The sequence below is a fragment of the Arthrobacter sp. LjRoot78 genome, assembly GCF_964254335.1.
Lineage (GTDB): Bacteria > Actinomycetota > Actinomycetes > Actinomycetales > Micrococcaceae > Arthrobacter.
The window spans coordinates 898,087-916,690 of record NZ_CAXUTG020000001.1; the positions used below are offsets into that span (position 1 = coordinate 898,087).

General features: G+C 65.7%; 18 protein-coding genes. 14 read left to right on the top strand and 4 right to left on the bottom strand.

The genetic code is table 11. The features are described from left to right. Nucleotides 1–10: 10 nt before the first annotated feature. The 3 genes from ACSQ1X_RS04275 to ACSQ1X_RS04285 all read left to right on the top strand — a co-directional run bounded on the left by ACSQ1X_RS04275 (nt 11) and on the right by ACSQ1X_RS04285 (nt 3,471). The gene (locus ACSQ1X_RS04275; RefSeq protein WP_436056761.1) at nt 11–1,024 is read left to right on the top strand and encodes a Gfo/Idh/MocA family protein; all 1,014 of its coding nucleotides are present in this window, start codon (nt 11–13) and stop codon (nt 1,022–1,024) included. An 85-nt stretch (nt 1,025–1,109) separates the two neighbouring features. Further along, complete coding sequence (locus tag ACSQ1X_RS04280; RefSeq protein WP_436056762.1) at nt 1,110–1,982, top strand: sugar phosphate isomerase/epimerase family protein; 873 nt, start codon at nt 1,110–1,112, stop codon at nt 1,980–1,982. Between the two features lie 106 nt (nt 1,983–2,088). Then, complete coding sequence (locus tag ACSQ1X_RS04285; protein ID WP_436056763.1) at nt 2,089–3,471, top strand: sugar porter family MFS transporter; 1,383 nt, start codon at nt 2,089–2,091, stop codon at nt 3,469–3,471. 65 nt (nt 3,472–3,536) lie between these two features. Here the strand turns inward: ACSQ1X_RS04285 and ACSQ1X_RS04290 are convergent, their stop codons facing one another. Then, on the bottom strand, nt 3,537–3,986 hold the full coding sequence (locus ACSQ1X_RS04290) for a MarR family winged helix-turn-helix transcriptional regulator (RefSeq protein WP_028271276.1): 450 nt from the start codon (nt 3,984–3,986) through the stop codon (nt 3,537–3,539). Nucleotides 3,987–4,151: 165 nt separating this feature from the next. Between ACSQ1X_RS04290 and ACSQ1X_RS04295 the strand changes: the two genes are divergently transcribed. The 6 genes from ACSQ1X_RS04295 (at nt 4,152) to ACSQ1X_RS04320 (ending at nt 11,022) form a co-directional block, all read left to right on the top strand. Then, complete coding sequence (locus tag ACSQ1X_RS04295) at nt 4,152–5,399, top strand: MFS transporter (RefSeq protein WP_436056764.1); 1,248 nt, start codon at nt 4,152–4,154, stop codon at nt 5,397–5,399. 304 nt (nt 5,400–5,703) lie between these two features. Next, complete coding sequence (locus ACSQ1X_RS04300) at nt 5,704–6,699, top strand: substrate-binding domain-containing protein (protein ID WP_200939294.1); 996 nt, start codon at nt 5,704–5,706, stop codon at nt 6,697–6,699. A 71-nt stretch (nt 6,700–6,770) separates the two neighbouring features. Next, nucleotides 6,771–7,820: an ABC transporter permease gene (locus ACSQ1X_RS04305; protein ID WP_055797709.1), complete on the top strand. Its 1,050-nt coding sequence runs from the start codon at nt 6,771–6,773 to the stop codon at nt 7,818–7,820. Nucleotides 7,821–7,836: 16 nt separating this feature from the next. Continuing rightward, the gene (locus ACSQ1X_RS04310; protein WP_055797712.1) at nt 7,837–8,754 is read left to right on the top strand and encodes an ATP-binding cassette domain-containing protein; all 918 of its coding nucleotides are present in this window, start codon (nt 7,837–7,839) and stop codon (nt 8,752–8,754) included. A gap of 121 nt (nt 8,755–8,875) precedes the next feature. Continuing rightward, nucleotides 8,876–9,991, top strand: coding sequence for a Gfo/Idh/MocA family oxidoreductase (locus ACSQ1X_RS04315; protein WP_436056765.1), 1,116 nt, complete (start codon nt 8,876–8,878; stop codon nt 9,989–9,991). Further along, nucleotides 9,988–11,022 (top strand): Gfo/Idh/MocA family oxidoreductase, encoded by a 1,035-nt coding sequence (locus tag ACSQ1X_RS04320; RefSeq protein ID WP_436056766.1) that lies wholly within the window; start codon nt 9,988–9,990, stop codon nt 11,020–11,022. The genes ACSQ1X_RS04315 and ACSQ1X_RS04320 overlap by 4 nt, the downstream gene beginning before the upstream one ends. A gap of 90 nt (nt 11,023–11,112) precedes the next feature. On the opposite strand, the gene iolB is transcribed toward ACSQ1X_RS04320, so the two are convergent. Genes iolB through ACSQ1X_RS04335 form a run of 3 tightly spaced genes read right to left on the bottom strand, consistent with a single transcriptional unit; the run spans nt 11,113 to nt 13,711 of the window. Then, the gene (gene iolB / locus ACSQ1X_RS04325) at nt 11,113–12,015 is read right to left on the bottom strand and encodes a 5-deoxy-glucuronate isomerase (protein WP_436056767.1); all 903 of its coding nucleotides are present in this window, start codon (nt 12,013–12,015) and stop codon (nt 11,113–11,115) included. Between the two features lie 53 nt (nt 12,016–12,068). After that, complete coding sequence (locus tag ACSQ1X_RS04330; RefSeq protein ID WP_436056768.1) at nt 12,069–12,809, bottom strand: GntR family transcriptional regulator; 741 nt, start codon at nt 12,807–12,809, stop codon at nt 12,069–12,071. Nucleotides 12,810–12,862: 53 nt separating this feature from the next. Continuing rightward, nucleotides 12,863–13,711 carry a gamma-glutamyl-gamma-aminobutyrate hydrolase family protein gene (locus ACSQ1X_RS04335; protein ID WP_055797725.1) on the bottom strand — a complete coding sequence of 283 codons (849 nt, stop codon included), beginning with the start codon at nt 13,709–13,711 and terminating at the stop codon, nt 12,863–12,865. A 40-nt stretch (nt 13,712–13,751) separates the two neighbouring features. On the opposite strand from ACSQ1X_RS04335, the gene ACSQ1X_RS04340 reads away from it, so the two are divergent. The 5 genes from ACSQ1X_RS04340 (at nt 13,752) to ACSQ1X_RS04360 (ending at nt 18,585) form a co-directional block, all read left to right on the top strand. Next, on the top strand, nt 13,752–14,240 hold the full coding sequence (locus ACSQ1X_RS04340) for a polyketide cyclase / dehydrase and lipid transport (RefSeq protein ID WP_436056769.1): 489 nt from the start codon (nt 13,752–13,754) through the stop codon (nt 14,238–14,240). A 48-nt stretch (nt 14,241–14,288) separates the two neighbouring features. Further along, nucleotides 14,289–14,996 carry a FadR/GntR family transcriptional regulator gene (locus ACSQ1X_RS04345; RefSeq protein ID WP_436056770.1) on the top strand — a complete coding sequence of 236 codons (708 nt, stop codon included), beginning with the start codon at nt 14,289–14,291 and terminating at the stop codon, nt 14,994–14,996. A gap of 175 nt (nt 14,997–15,171) precedes the next feature. Then, nucleotides 15,172–16,548 (top strand): MFS transporter, encoded by a 1,377-nt coding sequence (locus ACSQ1X_RS04350; RefSeq protein WP_436056771.1) that lies wholly within the window; start codon nt 15,172–15,174, stop codon nt 16,546–16,548. A 40-nt stretch (nt 16,549–16,588) separates the two neighbouring features. Beyond that, nucleotides 16,589–17,362, top strand: coding sequence for an SDR family NAD(P)-dependent oxidoreductase (locus tag ACSQ1X_RS04355; RefSeq protein WP_436056772.1), 774 nt, complete (start codon nt 16,589–16,591; stop codon nt 17,360–17,362). 89 nt (nt 17,363–17,451) lie between these two features. Further along, nucleotides 17,452–18,585 carry an LOG family protein gene (locus tag ACSQ1X_RS04360; protein WP_436056773.1) on the top strand — a complete coding sequence of 378 codons (1,134 nt, stop codon included), beginning with the start codon at nt 17,452–17,454 and terminating at the stop codon, nt 18,583–18,585. Nucleotides 18,586–18,604 lie beyond the last annotated feature (19 nt).

Sequence of the window (18,604 nt, forward strand, 5' to 3'; positions counted from 1 at the left end):
GAAGAGAACAATGACTGAAACCCTTCGCGTCGCCGTCATCGGCGCCGGCCGCATGGGCGCGGACCACATCCAGCGCCTCAGCAAGCGCATCCACGGCGCTGAAGTTGCCGCCGTCGTCGACGTCGACCTCGCCCGTGCACAGGCCGCCATCGAAGGCATCCCGGGCGCAGTGGCCCTGGCCGATGCCGACGAAGCCCTCAACAACGGGGACGTCAACGCCGTCCTGATCGCCACGCCGGGCTTCCTGCACGAGGACATCCTGCTGAAGGCACTCGCCAGGGACATCCCGATCCTCTGCGAGAAGCCCCTCACCCCGGACGCCGAATCCTCCTGGAAGATTGTCGAGGCAGAGCAGAAGCTTGGCCACAAGCGCATCCAGGTGGGCTTCATGCGCCGCTTTGACGCCGAGTACGCAGCCCTGGGCCAGGTCATCCGCGACCACGAACTGGGCGAACTGCTGATGCTGCACCACCAGCACCGCAACCCCACCACTCCGGCGGGCTTCACCAACGAGATGCTGATCAACGACTCGGTGGTGCACGAGTTCGACGCCATCCGGTTCTTTACCGGCGAGGAAATCACCAGCGTGCAGGTCCGCCTGGGCAAGGCCACGAAGAACGCCCCGGCCGGCCAGCACGATCCCCAGCACGTCCTGGTGGAAACCGAGTCCGGTGTCCTGGCCGACGTCGAAATCTACGTCAACGCCAAGTTCGGCTACGAAGTGGCCACGCAGGCTTCCTTCGAAGACGGCATCGTCAGCATCGGTGGCGATAAGGGACCCTACACCCGCAGCGCCGGCCGCTGGGGCGGCAACGTGACCCCCGGATTCGAAGAGCGCTTCGGCGCGGCATACGACGTCGAAATCCAGTCCTGGGTGGACGCGGCCCTCCGCGGCGAAATCGGCGGCCCCACCGCCTGGGACGGCTACGCCACCGCAGCCTGCTGCGAGGCCGGCGTCGAGGCACAGAAGAACGGCGAAAAGGTCGCCGTGAAGCTGAACGCCAAGCCTTCCCTTTACAGCTAGGCGGAAAGGGAAGGGGGCCGAGGCTCCCTTCCCTTTTCGTCCCGTCCCTCGCACAACATGACTCATCCACAATGGAGTGTTCCACGTGAAAATCGCACTTGATCCAACGCCGTTCCACCATTCGCACAGCCTGCTCGAATTCCCCCGGGTGGTGGCGGACCTCGGCTACAAGTACATGCAGATGACCCCGCACGCCGACTTCATCCCCTTCTACAACCACCCCAAGGCCGACGACGAACTGGTGGGCAAGCTCAGCAAGGCCTGCAAGGATGTGGGAGTCGAGATCGCCTCGGTCCTGCCGGTGCTCCGTTGGTCCGGTCCGGACGAGGACGCCCGTGAAGCCGCGGTCCGTTACTGGAAGCGCGTCATCCAGATCACCGTGGACCTCGGGGTCGGCACCATCAACACGGAATTCAGCGGACGCCCGGAGAAGGCCGAAGAATCAGAGCGCGCCTTCTACCGCTCCATGGAAGAGCTGCTGCCCATCATCGAACGCGAAGGCCTTGACCTCCTGATTGATCCGCACCCGGACGACTTCGTGGAGGAAGGCCTGGCCGCCATCCGCGTCATCCGCGGCCTGAACTCCAAGAACGTGGGCCTGGTCTACGTGGCGTCGCACAGCTTCCACATGAAGAACGCGCCCCTGGACATCATGCGCGCCGCGGGGGACAAACTCCGCCTGGTCCACGTGGCAGACACCATGAACCACCACGCCTCCCACGGCCTGCGCTACATCACCAACCCGCCCGGCAACGCGGTCCGCGTGCACCAGCACCTGAAAATCGGCGACGGCGACGTGAACTGGGAAGAATTCTTCGGCGGGCTGCAGGAGATCGGCTTCCTGGACCGCGAAGACACCGTGATGGTGTCCAGCGTCTTCGCCGAAGACGAAAATGCCGCAGAAGTTTCCCGCTACCAGCTGGACACGATGAACAACTACATCGCGAAAGCCCGGTAGCGGCCGCCCTATGAAGCAAACGGAAAATACACTTCCCAGCACTACGACCCGGTCGCCGGCAGGCCAGGCAGGTTCTGCCGCAGCAGCTCCCAATCCCAAGGGATTCATGCGGCGGGTGGCCCTGTTTTCGACATTCGGCGGCCTGCTCTTCGGTTACGACACCGGCGTCATCAACGGTGCACTGCCCTTCATGCAGCGGGACCTCGGGCTGACGCCGCTGACCGAGGGGCTCGTCACCTCGACCCTGCTGTTCGGTGCGGCGTTCGGCGCCATCACCGCCGGCCGGCTGTCCGACCGGTTCGGCCGCCGCAAGACCATCATGGCGCTGGCGATCATCTTCGCGCTCTCCACCATCGCCTGTTCCCTGGCGCCCACCACCGAGCTGCTGGTGGCAGCGCGCACGGTTCTCGGCCTGGCGGTGGGCGGGGCCTCGGTGATCGTCCCCGTGTACCTGGCGGAAATGTCGCCCGCCGCCCAGCGCGGGCGGATCGTCACACAGAACGAACTCATGATCGTCACGGGCCAGTTCCTGGCGTTCACCTTCAATGCCGTCCTGGGCAACGCCTTCCCGGAAGCCTCCCATGTGTGGCGCTGGATGCTGGTCATCGCAACGCTGCCCGCCGTCGTCCTCTGGTTCGGCATGCTGCTCCTCCCGGAGAGCCCCCGTTGGCTGGCGTCCGCCGGCCGCTTCGGCGAGGTCCTTGACGTGCTGCGCAAGACCCGCGCCTCGGCCGACGTCTCCACGGAGTTTGATGAGGTGCGGCAGGCGGCCCGCGAGGACTACCAATCCAAGCTCGGAACGTTCAGGGACCTCACCGTGCCATGGATCCGCAGGATCTTCGTGGTGGGCCTGGGCATGGCGGTCATCAACCAGATCAGCGGCGTCAACGCCATCATGTACTACGGCACGTCGATCCTCTCCAGCTCCGGCTTCGGGGACCAGGGTGCGCTCCTTGCCAACGTGGTCAACGGCGTCACGTCCGTGGTCGCCGTCGTCATCGGCATGTCCCTGATGACAAAGGTGCGCCGGAAGTCCATGCTGGTCGTCGGCCTGGCGGGCACCGCATCCTCGCTGCTGGCCATCGGCCTGATCTCAATGCTGATCCCGGAAAGCACCCTGCGCGGCTACCTGGTGCTGCTGTTTATGGTGACATTCCTGGCGTCCATGCAGTCCTGCATCGGCACGGTGACGTGGCTGACGATGTCCGAAATCTTCCCGCTGCATGTCCGCGGCATCGGCATGGGCATCTGCGTGTTCGTGCTGTGGATGATCAACTTCCTGATCGGGTTCTTCTTCCCGCAGATGGTGGCTTCGATCAGCGTTTCGACGACCTTCTTCATCTTTGTTGCCATCCAGCTGGCGGCCATCGTCTGGGTGAAACGGGTGGTGCCGGAAACCAAGGACAAGAGCCTCGAGGACCTGGAGCACTACTTCAAGAACACCGCTGCCGAGAAAACGGCGGTCAGGGACGTGGCCGGAGTGAAGTGAGGCCACACAGCAAGAAAGCCCCGCGGGCGCGCTTCGGCGCGGCGCGGGGCTTTTGCGTTGTATGCCTACGCGTGCGCGTGGAGCCTGGGCAGGGCGTCCACCAGCGGGGCTAGCTCCGGGATCTCCTGGGCCTCGGCGAGGGCCCGTTCCAGTGTGGCGTCGTGGGCGGGGCGGGCCTCGTCCAGCAGCTTGATGCCGCTCTCGGTCAGTTCGGTGTAGATGCCGCGGCGGTCGTCCGCGCACAGGATGCGCGTGAGCAGGCCGCGGTCCTCGAGCCGGTTGACCAGCCGCGTGGTGGCGCTGGCGCTGAGGGCGGTGGCGCGGGCCAGCTGCTGCATGCGCATGTGCCAGCCGTCCTGCCGGCTCAGGGCGTCAAGCACCGTGTATTCGACGACGGACAGCTGGGCTTCGGCCTGCAGTGAGCGTTCCAGTTCCGACTCGATCAGTCCGTGCAGGGCCGCGAGGGTCCGCCACCCCTGCGCGCGGACTTCAACGGCGTCGTCCTTGATGCCCATGGTGTACTTCCCTTCGGTTCGTGTTCCCGCGGATGTGTGAAGCGGGGCACAACAAATAGTAGTTGCTTGCGCGCTGTATCTGCTTGTGCAACAATAAATAACGCGTCTGCAACTACTAGCTTACGCGCCCTACCCCATTCCGTACAGTTTTGAAGGAGCTTCGCCATGCCTATTGGCCTGTTAGCCCTCGCCCTCGGCGGGTTCGGGATCGGACTCACCGAGTTCGTGATCATGGGCCTGCTGCCCGAGGTTGCTGCCGACTTCGGCGTCAGCGAGGCCACGGCCGGCTGGCTGATCTCCGGCTACGCCCTCGCCGTCGTCGTTGGCGCACTGCTGCTCACGGCGGCAGTGACACGCTTCGAGCGCAAGCCCGTGCTGGCCGTCCTGATGGTTTTGTTCATCGCCGGTAACCTGGTCTCCGCCATCGCCCCCGGCTACTCCATGATGATGGTGGGCCGGATTGTTGCCGCGCTGGCCCACGGTGCGTTCTTCGGCATCGGGGCCGTGGTGGCCGCGGACATGGTGGCCCCCACCAAAAAAGCCGGTGCCATCGCCTTTATGTTCACCGGACTCACGGCTGCCAACGTCCTGGGCGTGCCGTTCGGCACCATGCTGGGGCAGGCGGCAGGCTGGCGCTCCACGTTCTGGGCCATCACGGGCATCGGCGTCCTTGCCCTGATCGGCATCCTGACCCTGGTGCCCAGGACCGGCCACGGCGACGCGGCTGCCCAGGCCTCCTCCGGCGGGCTCCGTAGTGAGCTGCGCGCCTTCCGCTCCGGCCAGGTCTGGCTGTCCATCCTCGTGACGATCCTTGGCTACGGCGGCATGTTCGGCGCCTTCACCTACATCGCCTTCACCCTCACCGAAGTCTCCGGATTCGCAGCCTCCACCGTGCCCTGGCTCCTCATTCTCTTCGGCGTCGGACTTTTCATCGGCAACACCGTGGGCGGCAAGGCCGCGGACCGCAACGTGGACCGCACCCTGCTCGTGGTCCTGGCAGTGCTCGTCGTGGTCCTCGTGGCCTTCGCCCTGACTGCCGGGAACCAGCCCCTCACCATTGCCTCCATCGTGCTGATGGGCGGCTTCGGCTTCGCCACCGTCCCCGGACTGCAGATGCGCGTCATGAAGTACGCCAGCAGCGCTCCCACCCTGGCGTCCGGCGCCAACATCGGCGCCTTCAACGTCGGTAACGCCCTCGGTGCCTGGCTCGGCGGCGTGACGATCACCGCGGGGCTCGGCTACACCTCGCCGATCTGGGCCGGTGCAGCGATCACCGTCCTCGGGCTCGGCGTGATGGCTTTCGCCGCCGCCAAGGCCGGCAGGGGCACCGACAGCAGTACGACGGCGGCGGTCTCCGCTCCCGCTGTTGGCGGCTCACCCGCCGTCGTGGACGCACCCGCGGGTGCCCGCTGACATGACGACCAAGGCGATCGAAGCCCCGGGGTGGGACGGCCGCACCGGTCCGCATCCAGCCAGCTTCAACGGCTAAGGAGCACGTCCCGGGCCCGATCAAGGGCTCACATCGCAACGCCGGGGATGGCGGCATCGCCGTCATCGCCGGCGTTTTTTGGTGCCCCAAACCACTGATTCACGTAAAAACATCCTAATGTCAGGACAAACTATTGACATTAGTGAGCTGAATCACCATGATCTAGGTAGACAGTGCTCCGGCGGCTGCAGAGTGGCAGCCCGGAACCTGAGATCAAAGGAGATTAACGTGGCAAAATTTTCTTGGCGCAAGGCGGCTCTCGTTGCGGCGGTGGTGCCGATGATGGCGCTGAGCGCTTGCTCAAGCAGCGGCGGAAAGCCTGCCGAAAGCGGTGGCGGCGCAGGCGGCGGCCAGGTGGCCACGACTGAGCGGATCAAGATCGCCCTCATCACCCACGCCGCAGCCGGAGACACCTTCTGGGACATCGTCCGCAAGGGCGCGGAGGAAGCCGCAGCGAAGGACAACGTGGAACTGCTGTACACCTCCGATCCGGAAGGCGGCCGCCAGGCCCAGCTGATCGAACAGGCCGTGGACCAGAAGGTGGACGGCATCGCGGTCACCCTGGCCAAGCCGGACGCCCTGAAGGATGCCCTGAAGAAGGCGACTGACGCCGGCATCCCCGTGGTCAGCCTCAACGCCGGTGAAGATGCCTCGAAGCAGCTCGGAGCCTTCACCCACTTCGGCTCAAACGAAAAGCTCGCCGGACAGGCAGTCGGAGAGAAGCTGGCTTCCCTGAACTTCAAGCACCCCATCTGCATCATCCAGGAGCAAGGCCACGTTGGCCTCGAAGCGCGCTGCGCCGGCGTGAAGGCGAAAGTAGCCGGCACCGAAATCCTGTATGTCAACGGCCGCGACATGACCGAAGTTTCATCCACCATCACGGCCAAGCTGCAGGCCACCAAGGACGCCGACGCGATCATCGGCCTCGGCGCCCCCATCACCCTGACGGCACTGAAGTCCATCACCGACGCCGGCAGCTCCGCTAAGGCGGCGTCGTTCGACATGAACGCCGACCTGGCGCAGAAGATCGTCGACGGCACCATCCTGTTCACGGTGGACCAGCAGCCATGGCTGCAGGGGTACGGCTCCATTGATGCGCTGTGGCAGTTCAATCGCGGTGGCTTCGAAGTGGGTGGCGGAATGCCTGTCCTGACCGGCCCCACAGTCGTGGACAAGGAATCCGCCGCCGACGTCCTCAAATTCGCCCAGCAGGGCGTCCGCTAACCAGCAGGCATCCCTGGCTGCGGGAGGGCCGGGTACCGGTCCTCCCGCAGCCAGATCAACAAGGAGTTTCCATGACACAGACGTTAGCCAAGCCGGCCCCGCTGGCACCGGATGAGCGGATCGGCCGCCGCAGCCCGTTCCAGAAGCTGCTCGGGCGCCCCGAAGTCGGCGCCCTGGTAGGCGCAATAGTCCTGTTCGTATTCTTCTCAGTGGTTTCGTCCACCTTCATCCAGCCGAGCTCGTTCGCGACTGTGCTGTACGGATCCTCCACCATCGGCATCATGGCCGTGGGCGTCTCACTGCTCATGATCGGCGGTGAGTTCGACCTCTCCACCGGTGTTGCAGTCATCAGCTCCGCCCTGACCGCCTCCATGTTCGCATGGTACTTCTCGCTCAACGTCTGGGTCGGTGTTGCCCTGGCCCTGGTGGTTTCACTCGGGATCGGTTTCATCAACGGCTGGATACTGGTGAAGACCAAGCTGCCCAGCTTCATCGTCACGCTGGCGACGTTCCTGATGCTGACCGGCCTGAACCTTGCCCTCACCCGCATGATCTCCAACGGTGTATCGTCCCCGTCGATCGCCCAGATGGATGGGTTTGCCTCGGCCCGGGCCGTCTTCGCCTCGTCGGTGAACATCGCAGGTGTCGAAGTGAAAATCACCGTGTTCTTCTGGATTGTCCTGGTGGCCGTTGCGTCCTGGGTGCTGTTGCGGACCAAGGTGGGCAACTGGATCTTCGCCTCCGGTGGCGACGCCAACGCCGCCCGCGCCGTGGGTGTGCCGGTCACCAAGACCAAGATCGGCCTGTTCATGGCTGTGGGCTTCTGCGGCTGGGTGCTGGGCATGCACAACCTGTTCGCCTTCGACTCCGTTCAGTCCGGTGAAGGCGTGGGCAACGAGTTCCTCTACATCATCGCCGCGGTGATCGGCGGCTGCCTGTTGACCGGCGGCTACGGCTCGGCGGTGGGCGGCGCGATCGGCGCGTTCATCTTCGGCATGGCTAACAAGGGCATCGTGTACGCGCAGTGGAACCCGGACTGGTTCAAGTTCTTCCTGGGCCTGATGCTGCTGCTGGCCACCATCGTCAACCTGATCGTCAAGCGCCGCGCGGAACTGAAGTAAAGGGGCCTCCGAGACCATGAATGCCAAAGAGATCGACCAGCAAACCCTGCTGCAGAACGAAACGGACCCGCTGACCCATACCCCGGTGCACTTGCTTGCGCTGGACAAGGTCGGCAAGAACTACGGCAACATCGTCGCGCTGAGCGACGTGACCATGGCCGTGGACAACGGCCGCGTCACCTGCGTCCTGGGCGACAACGGCGCCGGGAAGTCCACGCTCATCAAGATCATCGCCGGCCTGCACCAGCACGATCACGGCGTCCTGAAGGTGATGGGGGAAGAACGGAAGTTTACCTCGCCCCGTGACGCGCTCGACGTCGGCATCGCCACCGTGTACCAGGACCTCGCCGTCGTGCCGCTGATGCCGATTTGGCGGAACTTCTTCCTCGGCTCCGAGCTGACCAGCGGTTTTGGGCCGTTCAAGAGCCTGGACGTGCAGAAGATGAAGGACATCACCAAGCACGAACTCGCCGAGATGGGCATCGACCTCCGCGACGTGGAGCAGCCCATCGGCCAGCTCTCCGGCGGTGAACGCCAGTGTGTCGCGATCGCCCGTGCCGTGTACTTCGGCGCGAAGGTCCTGATCCTTGACGAACCGACCGCGGCCCTGGGCGTGAAGCAGTCCGGCGTGGTGCTCCGCTACATCCTGCAGGCCCGCGACCGCGGCCTGGGCGTCATCTTCATCACCCACAACCCGCACCACGCCTTCCCCGTCGGCGACCGGTTCCTGCTGCTCAAGCGCGGCAAGTCGATCGGCTATTACGACAAGAAGGACATCACGCTCGACGAGCTCACCGCCCAGATGGCCGGCGGCGCGGAACTGGCCGAACTCGCCCACGAACTCGAACAGCTCGGCGGCCACGGCGACGTGGTCAAGGAAGTCAAGAGCGAAGTGGCCGACGTGGCACAGACCACCGGGAAGGCCTACAGCTGACCAGCTGACCCAACGCCACGAGCAGGGCCCGCCCACCCGGGCCGGCCCTGCTCAGCCATGCAATGGCACCCGGAACCTGCCGGGCAGAAGCATCTTCGAACCAAACGAAAGGACAAGCCCCTTGGCCTACATCACTCAAAACTCCGCCGGAATCCCGGCGCCTGTGCGGATCGGACTCATCGGCTCAGGCTGGATGGGGGCATTCCACGCAGAGAGCATCGCCCGCCGCGTTCCGGGCGCAGTCCTGGCGGCAATCGCAGACCCCAATGTTGAATCCGCGGAAGCGCTGGCCCGCTCCCTGGGCACCGCCAAGGTCACTCCCAACGCCGAGGACATCCTGGCTGACCCCGAGATTGACGCAGTGATCATCGCTAGCCCTGCGCGGTTCCATTCCTCCCTCATCGCGCAGGCGGCCGCCGCGGGAAAGCACGTGTTTTGCGAGAAGCCCGCCGGCCAGGGGCTTGATGAGCTGGACGCCGCCCTCGCCGCGGTGGAAGCATCGGGGGTGCACTTCCAGGTCGGTTTCAACCGCCGCTACGCAGAGGATTTCCTGGCTGCCAAGAAGGACCTGGCCGCCGGCGTGGCCGGAACACCGCAGCTCCTGCGTTCGCTGACCCGGGACCCCGGAAAGGGAAGCATCCCGAACGCAGCGAGGGTCCCGGCGTGGACCATCTTCCTGGAAACCCTTATCCATGATTTCGACACCCTCAACTGGTTCAACGAAGGCGCCGAGCCTGTGGAGGTCTACGCAGTTGCCGATGCCCTTGTAGAGCCCGGGCTGCGGGACCAGGGCTTCCTGGACACGGCCGTTGTGACCATCCGCTATAGCAACGGCGCCATCGCGGTGGCTGAGGCAAACTTCAGCGCACTGTACGGGTACGACATCCGCGGCGAGGTCTTCGGTTCCAAGGGGATGGTGCAGGCCGGCCGTGCCACGGAAACGGCGGCCCGCCGCTTCACGGCAGACGGGATGTCCGCCGACACGCCGCGGCTCAATGTTGAACTGTTCCGGCAGGCCTACACGGATGAACTTGCCGACTTCGCTGCCGCGGTGCGTGCCAAGCGCGACAGCCTGCCGCCGTCGTCATCCGCCGTCACCCTCACGCCCGGTGCTGCTGACGCGAGGCGGGCGCTGGCGATGGCGCTGGCCTGCATAGAGTCAGTCAAGCAGGGCGCCCCGGCGCCCGTGCCGGCTCTGGCAGCATCAGCCGTCGAATATGCAGGGGAGAAATCGTGAAGGACGTCATTCTGGGTCTGGTCGGAGTAGGCCGGATCGGCATCATGCACGCCAACAACATCGCAGCCCTGAACGAAGTCCTCAAACCGGACGGCATCAACGTCAGGCTCCGGCTCACCGACGTGGCCGAAGACCACGCGCGGACCGTTGCGGCCGGGCTCGGCGCCGAGTTCCTTCCCTCGGTGGAAGCGCTCCTGTCCTCCGGCCTGGACGGCCTGGTCATTGCCACGGGTACGGCCACCCACCCGGAACTGATCAAGGCAGGCGTGGATGCCGGGATTCCGGTCTTCTGCGAGAAGCCGGTGGCATTGAACGTGGCGGATGCCGTGCCGGTGCTCGACTACATCCGCGACAACAACGGCGTGGTCCAGATCGGCCACCAGCGCCGCTTCGACGCCGGCTACCTGGAAGCGCGCCGCGCCTACCGGGCCGGCGAACTGGGCTGGATCCATTCGCTGCGCGCCGTCACGTGCGACATGGCGCCTCCGCCCGTGGAGTTCCTGGCCAGCTCCGGCGGCCTCTTCCGGGACTGCTCCGTCCACGACTTCGACATCCTCCGCTGGCTGACCGGCCGCGAAATCGTCGAGGTATATGCCAGGGGCTCCAACAACGGCGACCCCGCCATCGGGGAGGTGGGGGACGTGGACACCGCCCTCGCGCTGGTGACGTTCGACGACGGCACGGTGGGGACGGTCTCTGCCACCCGGTACAACGGGGCGGGCCACGACGTCCGCCTCGAAATCCAGGGTTCGCGCCGCTCGCTGATGGTGGGGCTGGACGACAAGACAGCGATGGCATCGGCCGAACCCGGCGTCGGTTTCCCCGCGGGCGAGCCGCACAAGACCTTCGCCGAACGCTTCGACCAGGCCTACCGCTCCGAGATGGAAGCCTTTGTGGAGCTGATCCTGGGCCGCAGGGAGAACCCGTGCACCCCGGAAGACGCCGTCGCGGCTTCCCGTGTGGCCGACGCCGCCCAGGAGTCTCTGGCAACGGGCGTCCCGGTCCGCGTGGCCCAGAAAGTGGCCAGCTGAGCCGGCCTGCCACCGCGGCGGAAAGACCTAGCCAAACAACTGATGCCCCCCACCGCGTGCGGTGAGGGGCATCAGTTGTCTTGCCGGAACCTAGGCGCCGAAGGGAAGCCGCGGGTCCACGTCCTGGCCTTCCCAGGTCTGGCGGATCCAGCCGTGGTGGGGGTCATCGCTGATGAGCCATTCGCGGACGGGGCCGGGGCCGGCCATCACGTTCAGGTAGTACAGGTCGTACCCCGGGGCAGCCATCGCGGGACCGTGCCAGCCGTAGGGGACCAGGACGACGTCGCCCGTGCGGACCTCCGCCGAGACGTCGATGGGCCGCTCGTCGGAGGCGTACACGCGCTGGTAGCCGATGGCGTCGCCCTGCTCGCCGGAGCCCGCGGCCGGGCCGTCCGGAGCCACACGGGTCTCGAAGTAGTAAATTTCCTCGAGGTTGGTTTCGCCGTCCTTTTCCTCGTCGTGCTTGTGCGGGGGATACGAGGACCAGTTCCCGGCCGGAGTGAGGACTTCGCACACGATGAAGCGGTCCGCTTCGAGCGCGGCCGGGGTGCCGAAGTTGTGGACCTGCCGGGAACAGTTGCCGGCACCCCGCAGCTCCACCGGGGTCTCGGCTGCCGTGACGAGGCGGGTGGGGTAGGAGGTCTTCGCCGGGGCCGTCGCTACGGCAACCCTGCCGCCGGCCTCCGAACTGATGGTGACGGCCTTGTCCGTGCCGGTGTACAGGACGTCGCTGGGGCCGTGGAAGACGCTGGCCCTGCCGGCCAGCCGATAGTCCTGGCCGTCGACGGTGGCGGTGAAGGATCCGCTGAGCGGAACCACGATGCGCTCCTCGCCTGCGGCTGGGAGTTCGACGGCGGCACCCGCAGCGAGCGTCGCCACCTTGAGCCCGGTGTGCGCCCAGCCGTCCACTTCCAGGGCGGAGTCGGAGGTTCCAAGGGAGACGTCCCACTTACCGTCGGCAGCGGAACCCAGCGGATATACCCAGTTGGCCATAGATTCTGTTCTTTCGTTTAAGTGCTTGCTGCCGCAGCGGTTAGCGCTGGCGCCTAACGCTGGACAAGGGTCATTTCAAAGCTGTAGGAGTCACCGCGGTAGACGTGGTGGCCGGTTTCCACCATGCGTCCCGTGTCGTCGACTGCGGTGCGTTCCATGGTCACCAAAGCCAAACCCGGCTCGGTGTCCAGCAGCGGCGCCTGGTAGTCGTTCGCCACCATGGCGCCGATGCGCTGTGAGGCCAGGCGGAAGTTGACGCCGCCGTTGCGCAGAATTGCGTACAGGCCCTGGCCGGCGAGCTGGGCTTCGTCGATCGTGGTGATGTCGTCGCGGACCCAGTTTTCCATCAGGGCCAGCGGTTTGCCGCCCACTTTGCGCAACCGGGTGAAGTGGTAGACCTTCGCGCCGGCCGGTAGCTGGAGGGCTTCGCGAGTGGCGGCGTCGGCCTCGATGTGGGAGAAGCTGAGCACCTCGGTGGTGGGCTTGCTCCCGTTATTGGTGAGGTCGTCGTAAAGGCTCGAGAGTTCCAGTGGCCGCCGGACCTGGCTGGAAACGACCTGTGTTCCCACCCCGCGCTTGCGCACCAGGAGCCCGGAACGCACCAGCTCGTCCATGGCCTTGCGCATGGTGGGCCGGGACAGGTTGAGCTGGGCGGCAAGGTCGATCTCGTTGTCCAGCCGGCTGCCCGGCGGCAGGAGTCCGGTGTGGATGGCGGACTCGATGCCCTGGACCACCTGATGGTAGAGGGGCACCGGCGAAGAGCGGTCGATGCTGAGATTAAGTTGATTCGCCACTGAGCGCTCCCTTGTGCTCCGCGGCCTCCGAGGGTGCCCGGGTGCCGCGTATGTCAGCCTATGTTCTCTTGATAGGACATACTGCCGTTTTGACGATAATAGCAGGCCTCCACGAATGCCCGGAAGGGGGCAACGCGCTCCTGGGCCGGGAGTTCCAGGACTTCCGGGTGCCACTGAACGGATGCCACCCAGCGGGCAGGATCCTCCAACGCTTCCACGGTGCCGTCGCCGGCGACCGCTGTCACGATCAGTCCGTCGGCCACCCGCGCCACGGCCTGGTGGTGGCCGGAAGCGATCCTGACCGTCAGGCCTTGCGCCGTGCCCCGCGATGCGTAGAGGCGTCCCACTTTGGACCCGGGAATAATGTCAACGTCGTGCCAGGCCCACGCTCCCGCGGCCCCGCCTTCACCGCCGCCAATCGCCGCACCACCCGCCGCCGGTTCGTGGTGCGTCACGGGGCCGTCCGCCATGTCCTGCACCAGGGTGCCGCCGTAGAGGACGTTGAGGAGCTGGTGTCCGCGGCAGATCCCGAGCAGCGGCAGGCCCGCTTCGATGGTTCCCCGCGCCACCGCCACATCCAGTGCGTCCTGCTCGACGTTGACGTCATAGCACTCGGCGCCCGGCTCTTCCCCGTAAAGCCGGGGGTCCAGGTCTCCGCCGCCGGGGAGTACGACGCCGTCCAGCCCCTTGAGCGTTTCGGCCAGCCCGCCGCCGTCGGAACCGCCGTCGGAATCCGGGGTGAGGAGCACCGGCTCCCCGCCTCCGTCGCGGACCAGGTCCACGATGTAATCGAACAGCTCATTGGCCTCCCCGACCCGCGGGTCGGCGTCCCGGGAGCTGCTGAGGCGGACCGGGATTCCGATCCGGGGGCGTCCGGGCGGGGGCGGGGGAGGAGTGCGCATGACTCATTCTGCAACAGCCTGAAACGGTTAGGCTTGCCGGATGAACAACAGATACCTTGTGTCCCGCCAGCGCTTCATTGCGGCCGGTCCCGAGGCCATTTTCGAAGTGCTGGCAACGCCCGCCCTGCACAGCGTGATCGACGGGTCGGACACGGTCAAGGCGGCGCAGCCTCGTGGTCCGGAGCGGCTGTCCGCCGGCGCCAGGTTCGGCATGGAGATGAACGTGATGGTGGACTACAAGATCCTCAACATCGTCTGTGAGTTCGAGGAAGGCAAACGCATTGCCTGGCGGCATTTCTTCGGGCATGTGTGGCGCTATGTGCTCGAACCCTCCGTCGATGCCGCGGGCACTCGGGGCACGCTGGTCACCGAGCAGTGGGACGCGCGGAGCGTCCGCGGGAAGTCGTTCCTCCGGCTGGCCGGCTACCTGCGCCGCCACCCCGCCAACCTGGAGGCCACCCTGGCGAAGCTGGACCAGTATGTCGCCGGTTCCGGCCACGATGCTGATCAGGACCGCATCCAACAGTAATGTTGAAGGGACCCGCGCTGCGGGGCAAGACCGAAGGCAGGAGCCAGGATGGGCCGCAGGACACTCGTTGACGACCTCGTCGACGGCCTGCTCGATGACATCCTCGACGGCAAGCTGAAGCCGCACGATGCCATCCCCCCGGAAGCCGACATCGCGAAGGCGTACGACGTCAGCAGGCTGACCGTCCGCGAAGCCCTCAAGGCCCTGCGGGCGCAGAACATCCTCTACGTCAAGGCCGGCCGCGGAACATTCGTCAATCCCTCGGACAACTGGACCGGGCTCGATGCGATCTTCAAGGCCGCCTCGCACGGAAACGGCGCGGACCAGGTTTCCGTCGGGCTGATCGAGATGCGGCGCATGGTGGAAACCGGCGCGGCCTCCCTGGCCGCCAAGCGGCATACCCCCGAGCATGCAGAGCAGATGCGCGGGTGCATCGCGGACATGAAGCGCTTCCATGAGGCCGGGGACCTGGACCGCTTTGTCGACGCTGACATCGCGTTCCATGACGTGGTGCTGAAGGCCTCGGGGAATCCCTTTGTCCGGGCGCTGTTTGCACAGCTGGGACAGCTGCTCTACATGACCAGGCGGGAAACGTCCGCTGTGCCCGAGATCCAGCTCCACGCCATCGAGTACCACCAGAAGGTCATGGACAGCATCCTCAGCGGCGACGCCGAACTGTCCCGGCGAACCATGGACGACCACATGGAGCAGACGTACCGCGACTACGAACGCTACGTCCACCACTCCCAGCCCTGACGCTGCAGCTCCCGGCGGGCTTGACGTAACCCAGATCACGCTTCTATGATCTTTTTCATGTTCTTCCGTCAGATGTCAGACATCAGACTTAGTTAGTCACCGGACGGATTCCCCCACATTTCCATCGGACCGCGCCGCCCGTGTTCAGGTGCCGCCTCCGTCAAACAGAAGGTCGATGATGACTTCACTCTCCATGCAGTCCGCAGGGCTCGGCGAGCTCGGTGAGCGCACCCTCCGCAAGGTTCGGCGCCGCGTTATGCCGCTGATCGTCCTGCTCTACTTCGTTGCCTACCTTGACCGCAACAACGTGGGCTTCGCCAAACTCACCATGAGCGAGGACATCGGCCTCAGCGCTGCTGCCTACGGGCTTGGTGCGGGCATCTTCTTCCTCGGCTACGCCTTGCTGGAGGTTCCGAGCAACGCCGGCATGTACCGCTTCGGTGCACGCAAGTGGCTCGCCCGGATCCTCATCACCTGGGGCATCTTCGCCACGGCCATGTGCCTGGTCAACGGTGAAAGCACTTACTACATCATCCGGTTCCTGCTGGGTGCGGCCGAGGCCGGGTTCTTCCCCGCCATCCTGTTCTACCTGACCCTGTGGTTCCCGGCCGCGCAGCGCGTCACGGTCTTGGGCATCTTCATCCTGGCCCAGCCCGTGTCCAACGCACTCGGCGCTCCGGTGTCCGGACTGCTGCTGCAGATGGACGGAATTCTTGGCCTGCACGGCTGGCAGTGGCTCTACATCATCGAAGGCATCCCCGCGATCCTGCTGGGCCTGCTGACACCGATCCTCATGACCGACCGCCCGCGCGACGCCAAGTGGCTCAACACGGACGAGCGCGAATGGCTCGCCACCACCATGGATGCCGAACTGGCCGCAAAATCCAAGGGCGGGAACCACAACTTCCTGGCCGGCCTGAAGGACAAGCGCACACTGGTGTACTCGGCCCTGTACTTCGGCCTGGTCTGTGGCATCTACGGCCTTGGCCTCTGGATGCCCACCATTGTTGCCGCCCTCGGCAAGTTCTCCACCGCCGAAGTGGGATTCATTGTCTTCATTCCCTACGCCATCGCCGCGGTCTTTGTGTATTTCTGGAGCAAGCGGGCGGACCGGACCGGCAAGCGCGCCTGGCACACCGCCGTCAGCATGGTTCTGGCCGGCATGGGCCTGCTGGCAGCCGGGTACCTGCTCCCGGTCAACCCCATCCTTGCCCTGATCGCACTGACCGCCTCGGCCATGGGGATCTACGGTGCCATCGCCCCGTTCCTGTCCATGCCGTCCGCGGCACTCACCGGCGCAGCGGCTGCATCCGGGCTGGCCCTGGTCAACTCGCTCGGCAACCTGGGCGGTTTCGTAGCCCCCTACGCGGTCGGCATGCTCAAGGACGCCACGGGCAACAACCAGAGCGGCCTGCTGTTCCTGTCCTTCTGCCTGTGCGTCACCGCGGTGGCCACCTACCTTTACGCCCGGAAGCGGCCTGAAGGTGATGCCGCCCTGGATCCCGCAGTGGCTGCTGCCGCTGCCGTGAATGCAGCAAAAGCCCGCTCCTGACCGACCGACCATCGACCTGACACCCGACGAAAGACACATCATGACAATCACCCCTTTTCCCGCCGAACGCACCGTCGTACTGACCGGGGCAGCCTCCGCCCGCGGCATCGGCCGGGCGGCAGCGGACCGGATGGCCAGCGAAGGCTGGTCCGTCGCGATCCTGGACATCAACGCGGAAGACGCCAAGGCTGCGGCCGCCGAAATCGGCTCCAACCGTGCCGTCAAGGCCATCGGCGTGGGCGCTGATGTTTCCGACGCCGCCTCAGTGGACCGTGCCATCAGCGAAATCGAAGATTCCCTGCCGCCGATCGTCGCCCTCGCGAACCTTGCGGGCATCAGCTCGCCGACGACGTTCATGGAGACGACCGTGGAGGAGTGGGACAAGGTTTTCGCCATCAACATGCGGGGAACCTTCATCGTCTCCCAGCGCGTGCTCAAGGGCATGATCGAGCGCAAGCTCGGGCGCATCGTGAGCATCTCCTCAATCTCCGCCCAGCGCGGCGGCGGTACGTACTCCAAGGTTGCGTACAGTGCGTCGAAGGCCGGAATCATCGGCTTCACCCGTGCGCTTGCCCGTGAAGTGGGAGAGTTCGGCGTCACCGTCAACGCGATTGCACCGGGTCCCATCGACACTGACATCATGGGTGGCACCCTGTCCGAGGAACGTAAGGCCCAGATGTCCGAGGGCATCATGATGGGGCGGGTGGGTAGCCGTGAAGAAGTCGCGGCTCTGATCTCCTTCCTGCTCGGCCAGGATTCCGGCTACATCACCGCTGCCACGTACGACATCAACGGCGGCCTCCAGGTCTCCTGATCCGCAGCTGAAAATGTCCCGGCAGGAGTGCCCCCGGTGAATTTCACCGGGGGCACTCCTGTGTGTTTGTTGCCGACTAGGCTGACAGCATGAACGCCGCCCGCAGCCTCAGTCCCAGCCCCAGAACGCTTGAGGTTGAAAGCCTGGACAGCTTCGACCGGCTGGTGAAGGCGGGGGTCCGCAGTATGCAGGGCTGGCACGCCCAGTCCCTGGACCTTCGCGGCCGCTCCGCGCCGCTGCAAGCGATGGACGCACAGGGCGCCATCTTCCTCGGCTGCACGTTCGACGACGGTGTGGAGGATACGCTTCGCGGGCGGGGTGCGCTCATCTTTCCCAAGCTGGTCAGCGTGCCCTTCAATCCTTACCGCGGGCAGCTCTACTCACCGCAGGAGCTCTACTCCGGGCCGGCCGGCGGGCGGTACGAATCAACACTGGACGCCCGGATCTACCAGTGGAGCATCCGGCCCGGCCAGCGCCACCGGCTGGATGCCACGCTCGCCGCAGCCCTGCATGACCACTCGATCGGTGACGCCCTGGATGAGCTGACTCGCTCGGAGTTAAGCCGCGGCCGCCCGATGGTGGGCGTGATGGGCGGTCACACCGCGATGCGAGGAACGCCGGCCTTCGAGGAGGCCGCCCTCGCCGGGAGGCTTCTTGCCCGAAGCGGCCGCGTGGTGGCCACCGGCGGCGGGCCGGGCGCCATGGAGGCAGCCAACATGGGTGCCTACCTTAGCGAACTGCCGGATGCGGACTTCCACGCCGCGCTGGCGCAGCTCGAAGCCGTACCGGGGTTCCGGCCCTCGGTGTCCGCATGGGCGCGGACGGCGGCCGCCGTCGTCGAACGCTATCCGGACGGGACGCCGTCGCTCGGGGTCCCCACCTGGTTCTACGGTCACGAGCCGCCCAACTATTTCGCCACCCACATCGCCAAGTATTTCGCCAACGCCATCCGGGAGGCGATCCTGCTGGAGCTGTGCGACGGCGGTGTGATCTTCCTGCCGGGGTCCGCCGGGACCCTGCAGGAAATCTTCCAGGACGCCTGCGAAAACTACTACGGTGCCTCGGAAACCATCACGCCCATGGTCCTCGTGGGAATCGAGCACTGGCAGCGCCGGTATCCCGCCTGGCCGCTGTTGCAAAGCCTGGCCGCGGGCAAGGCGATGGCGGACAGGATCTTCCTGGTGGAGACGGTGGAGGAAGCGCTCGACGTCGTGTCGGGTTAGCGGAGGCCGGCGAGCGGAT

Excerpts from the sequence above, each read along its gene's own strand:
- ACSQ1X_RS04355 (WP_436056772.1), top strand. The coding sequence starts at position 16,589 with ATGACAATCACCCCTTTTCCCGCCGAACGCACCGTCGTACTGACCGGG.
- ACSQ1X_RS04285 (WP_436056763.1), top strand. The coding sequence starts at position 2,089 with ATGCGGCGGGTGGCCCTGTTTTCGACATTCGGCGGCCTGCTCTTCGGT.
- iolB (WP_436056767.1), bottom strand. The coding sequence starts at position 12,015 with ATGGCCAACTGGGTATATCCGCTGGGTTCCGCTGCCGACGGTAAGTGG.
- ACSQ1X_RS04295 (WP_436056764.1), top strand. The coding sequence starts at position 4,152 with ATGCCTATTGGCCTGTTAGCCCTCGCCCTCGGCGGGTTCGGGATCGGA.
- ACSQ1X_RS04335 (WP_055797725.1), bottom strand. The coding sequence starts at position 13,711 with ATGCGCACTCCTCCCCCGCCCCCGCCCGGACGCCCCCGGATCGGAATC.
- ACSQ1X_RS04350 (WP_436056771.1), top strand. The coding sequence starts at position 15,172 with ATGATGACTTCACTCTCCATGCAGTCCGCAGGGCTCGGCGAGCTCGGT.
- ACSQ1X_RS04275 (WP_436056761.1), top strand. The coding sequence starts at position 11 with ATGACTGAAACCCTTCGCGTCGCCGTCATCGGCGCCGGCCGCATGGGC.
- ACSQ1X_RS04345 (WP_436056770.1), top strand. The coding sequence starts at position 14,289 with ATGGGCCGCAGGACACTCGTTGACGACCTCGTCGACGGCCTGCTCGAT.
- ACSQ1X_RS04360 (WP_436056773.1), top strand. The coding sequence starts at position 17,452 with ATGAACGCCGCCCGCAGCCTCAGTCCCAGCCCCAGAACGCTTGAGGTT.
- ACSQ1X_RS04340 (WP_436056769.1), top strand. The coding sequence starts at position 13,752 with ATGAACAACAGATACCTTGTGTCCCGCCAGCGCTTCATTGCGGCCGGT.
- ACSQ1X_RS04305 (WP_055797709.1), top strand. The coding sequence starts at position 6,771 with ATGACACAGACGTTAGCCAAGCCGGCCCCGCTGGCACCGGATGAGCGG.
- ACSQ1X_RS04310 (WP_055797712.1), top strand. The coding sequence starts at position 7,837 with ATGAATGCCAAAGAGATCGACCAGCAAACCCTGCTGCAGAACGAAACG.
- ACSQ1X_RS04290 (WP_028271276.1), bottom strand. The coding sequence starts at position 3,986 with ATGGGCATCAAGGACGACGCCGTTGAAGTCCGCGCGCAGGGGTGGCGG.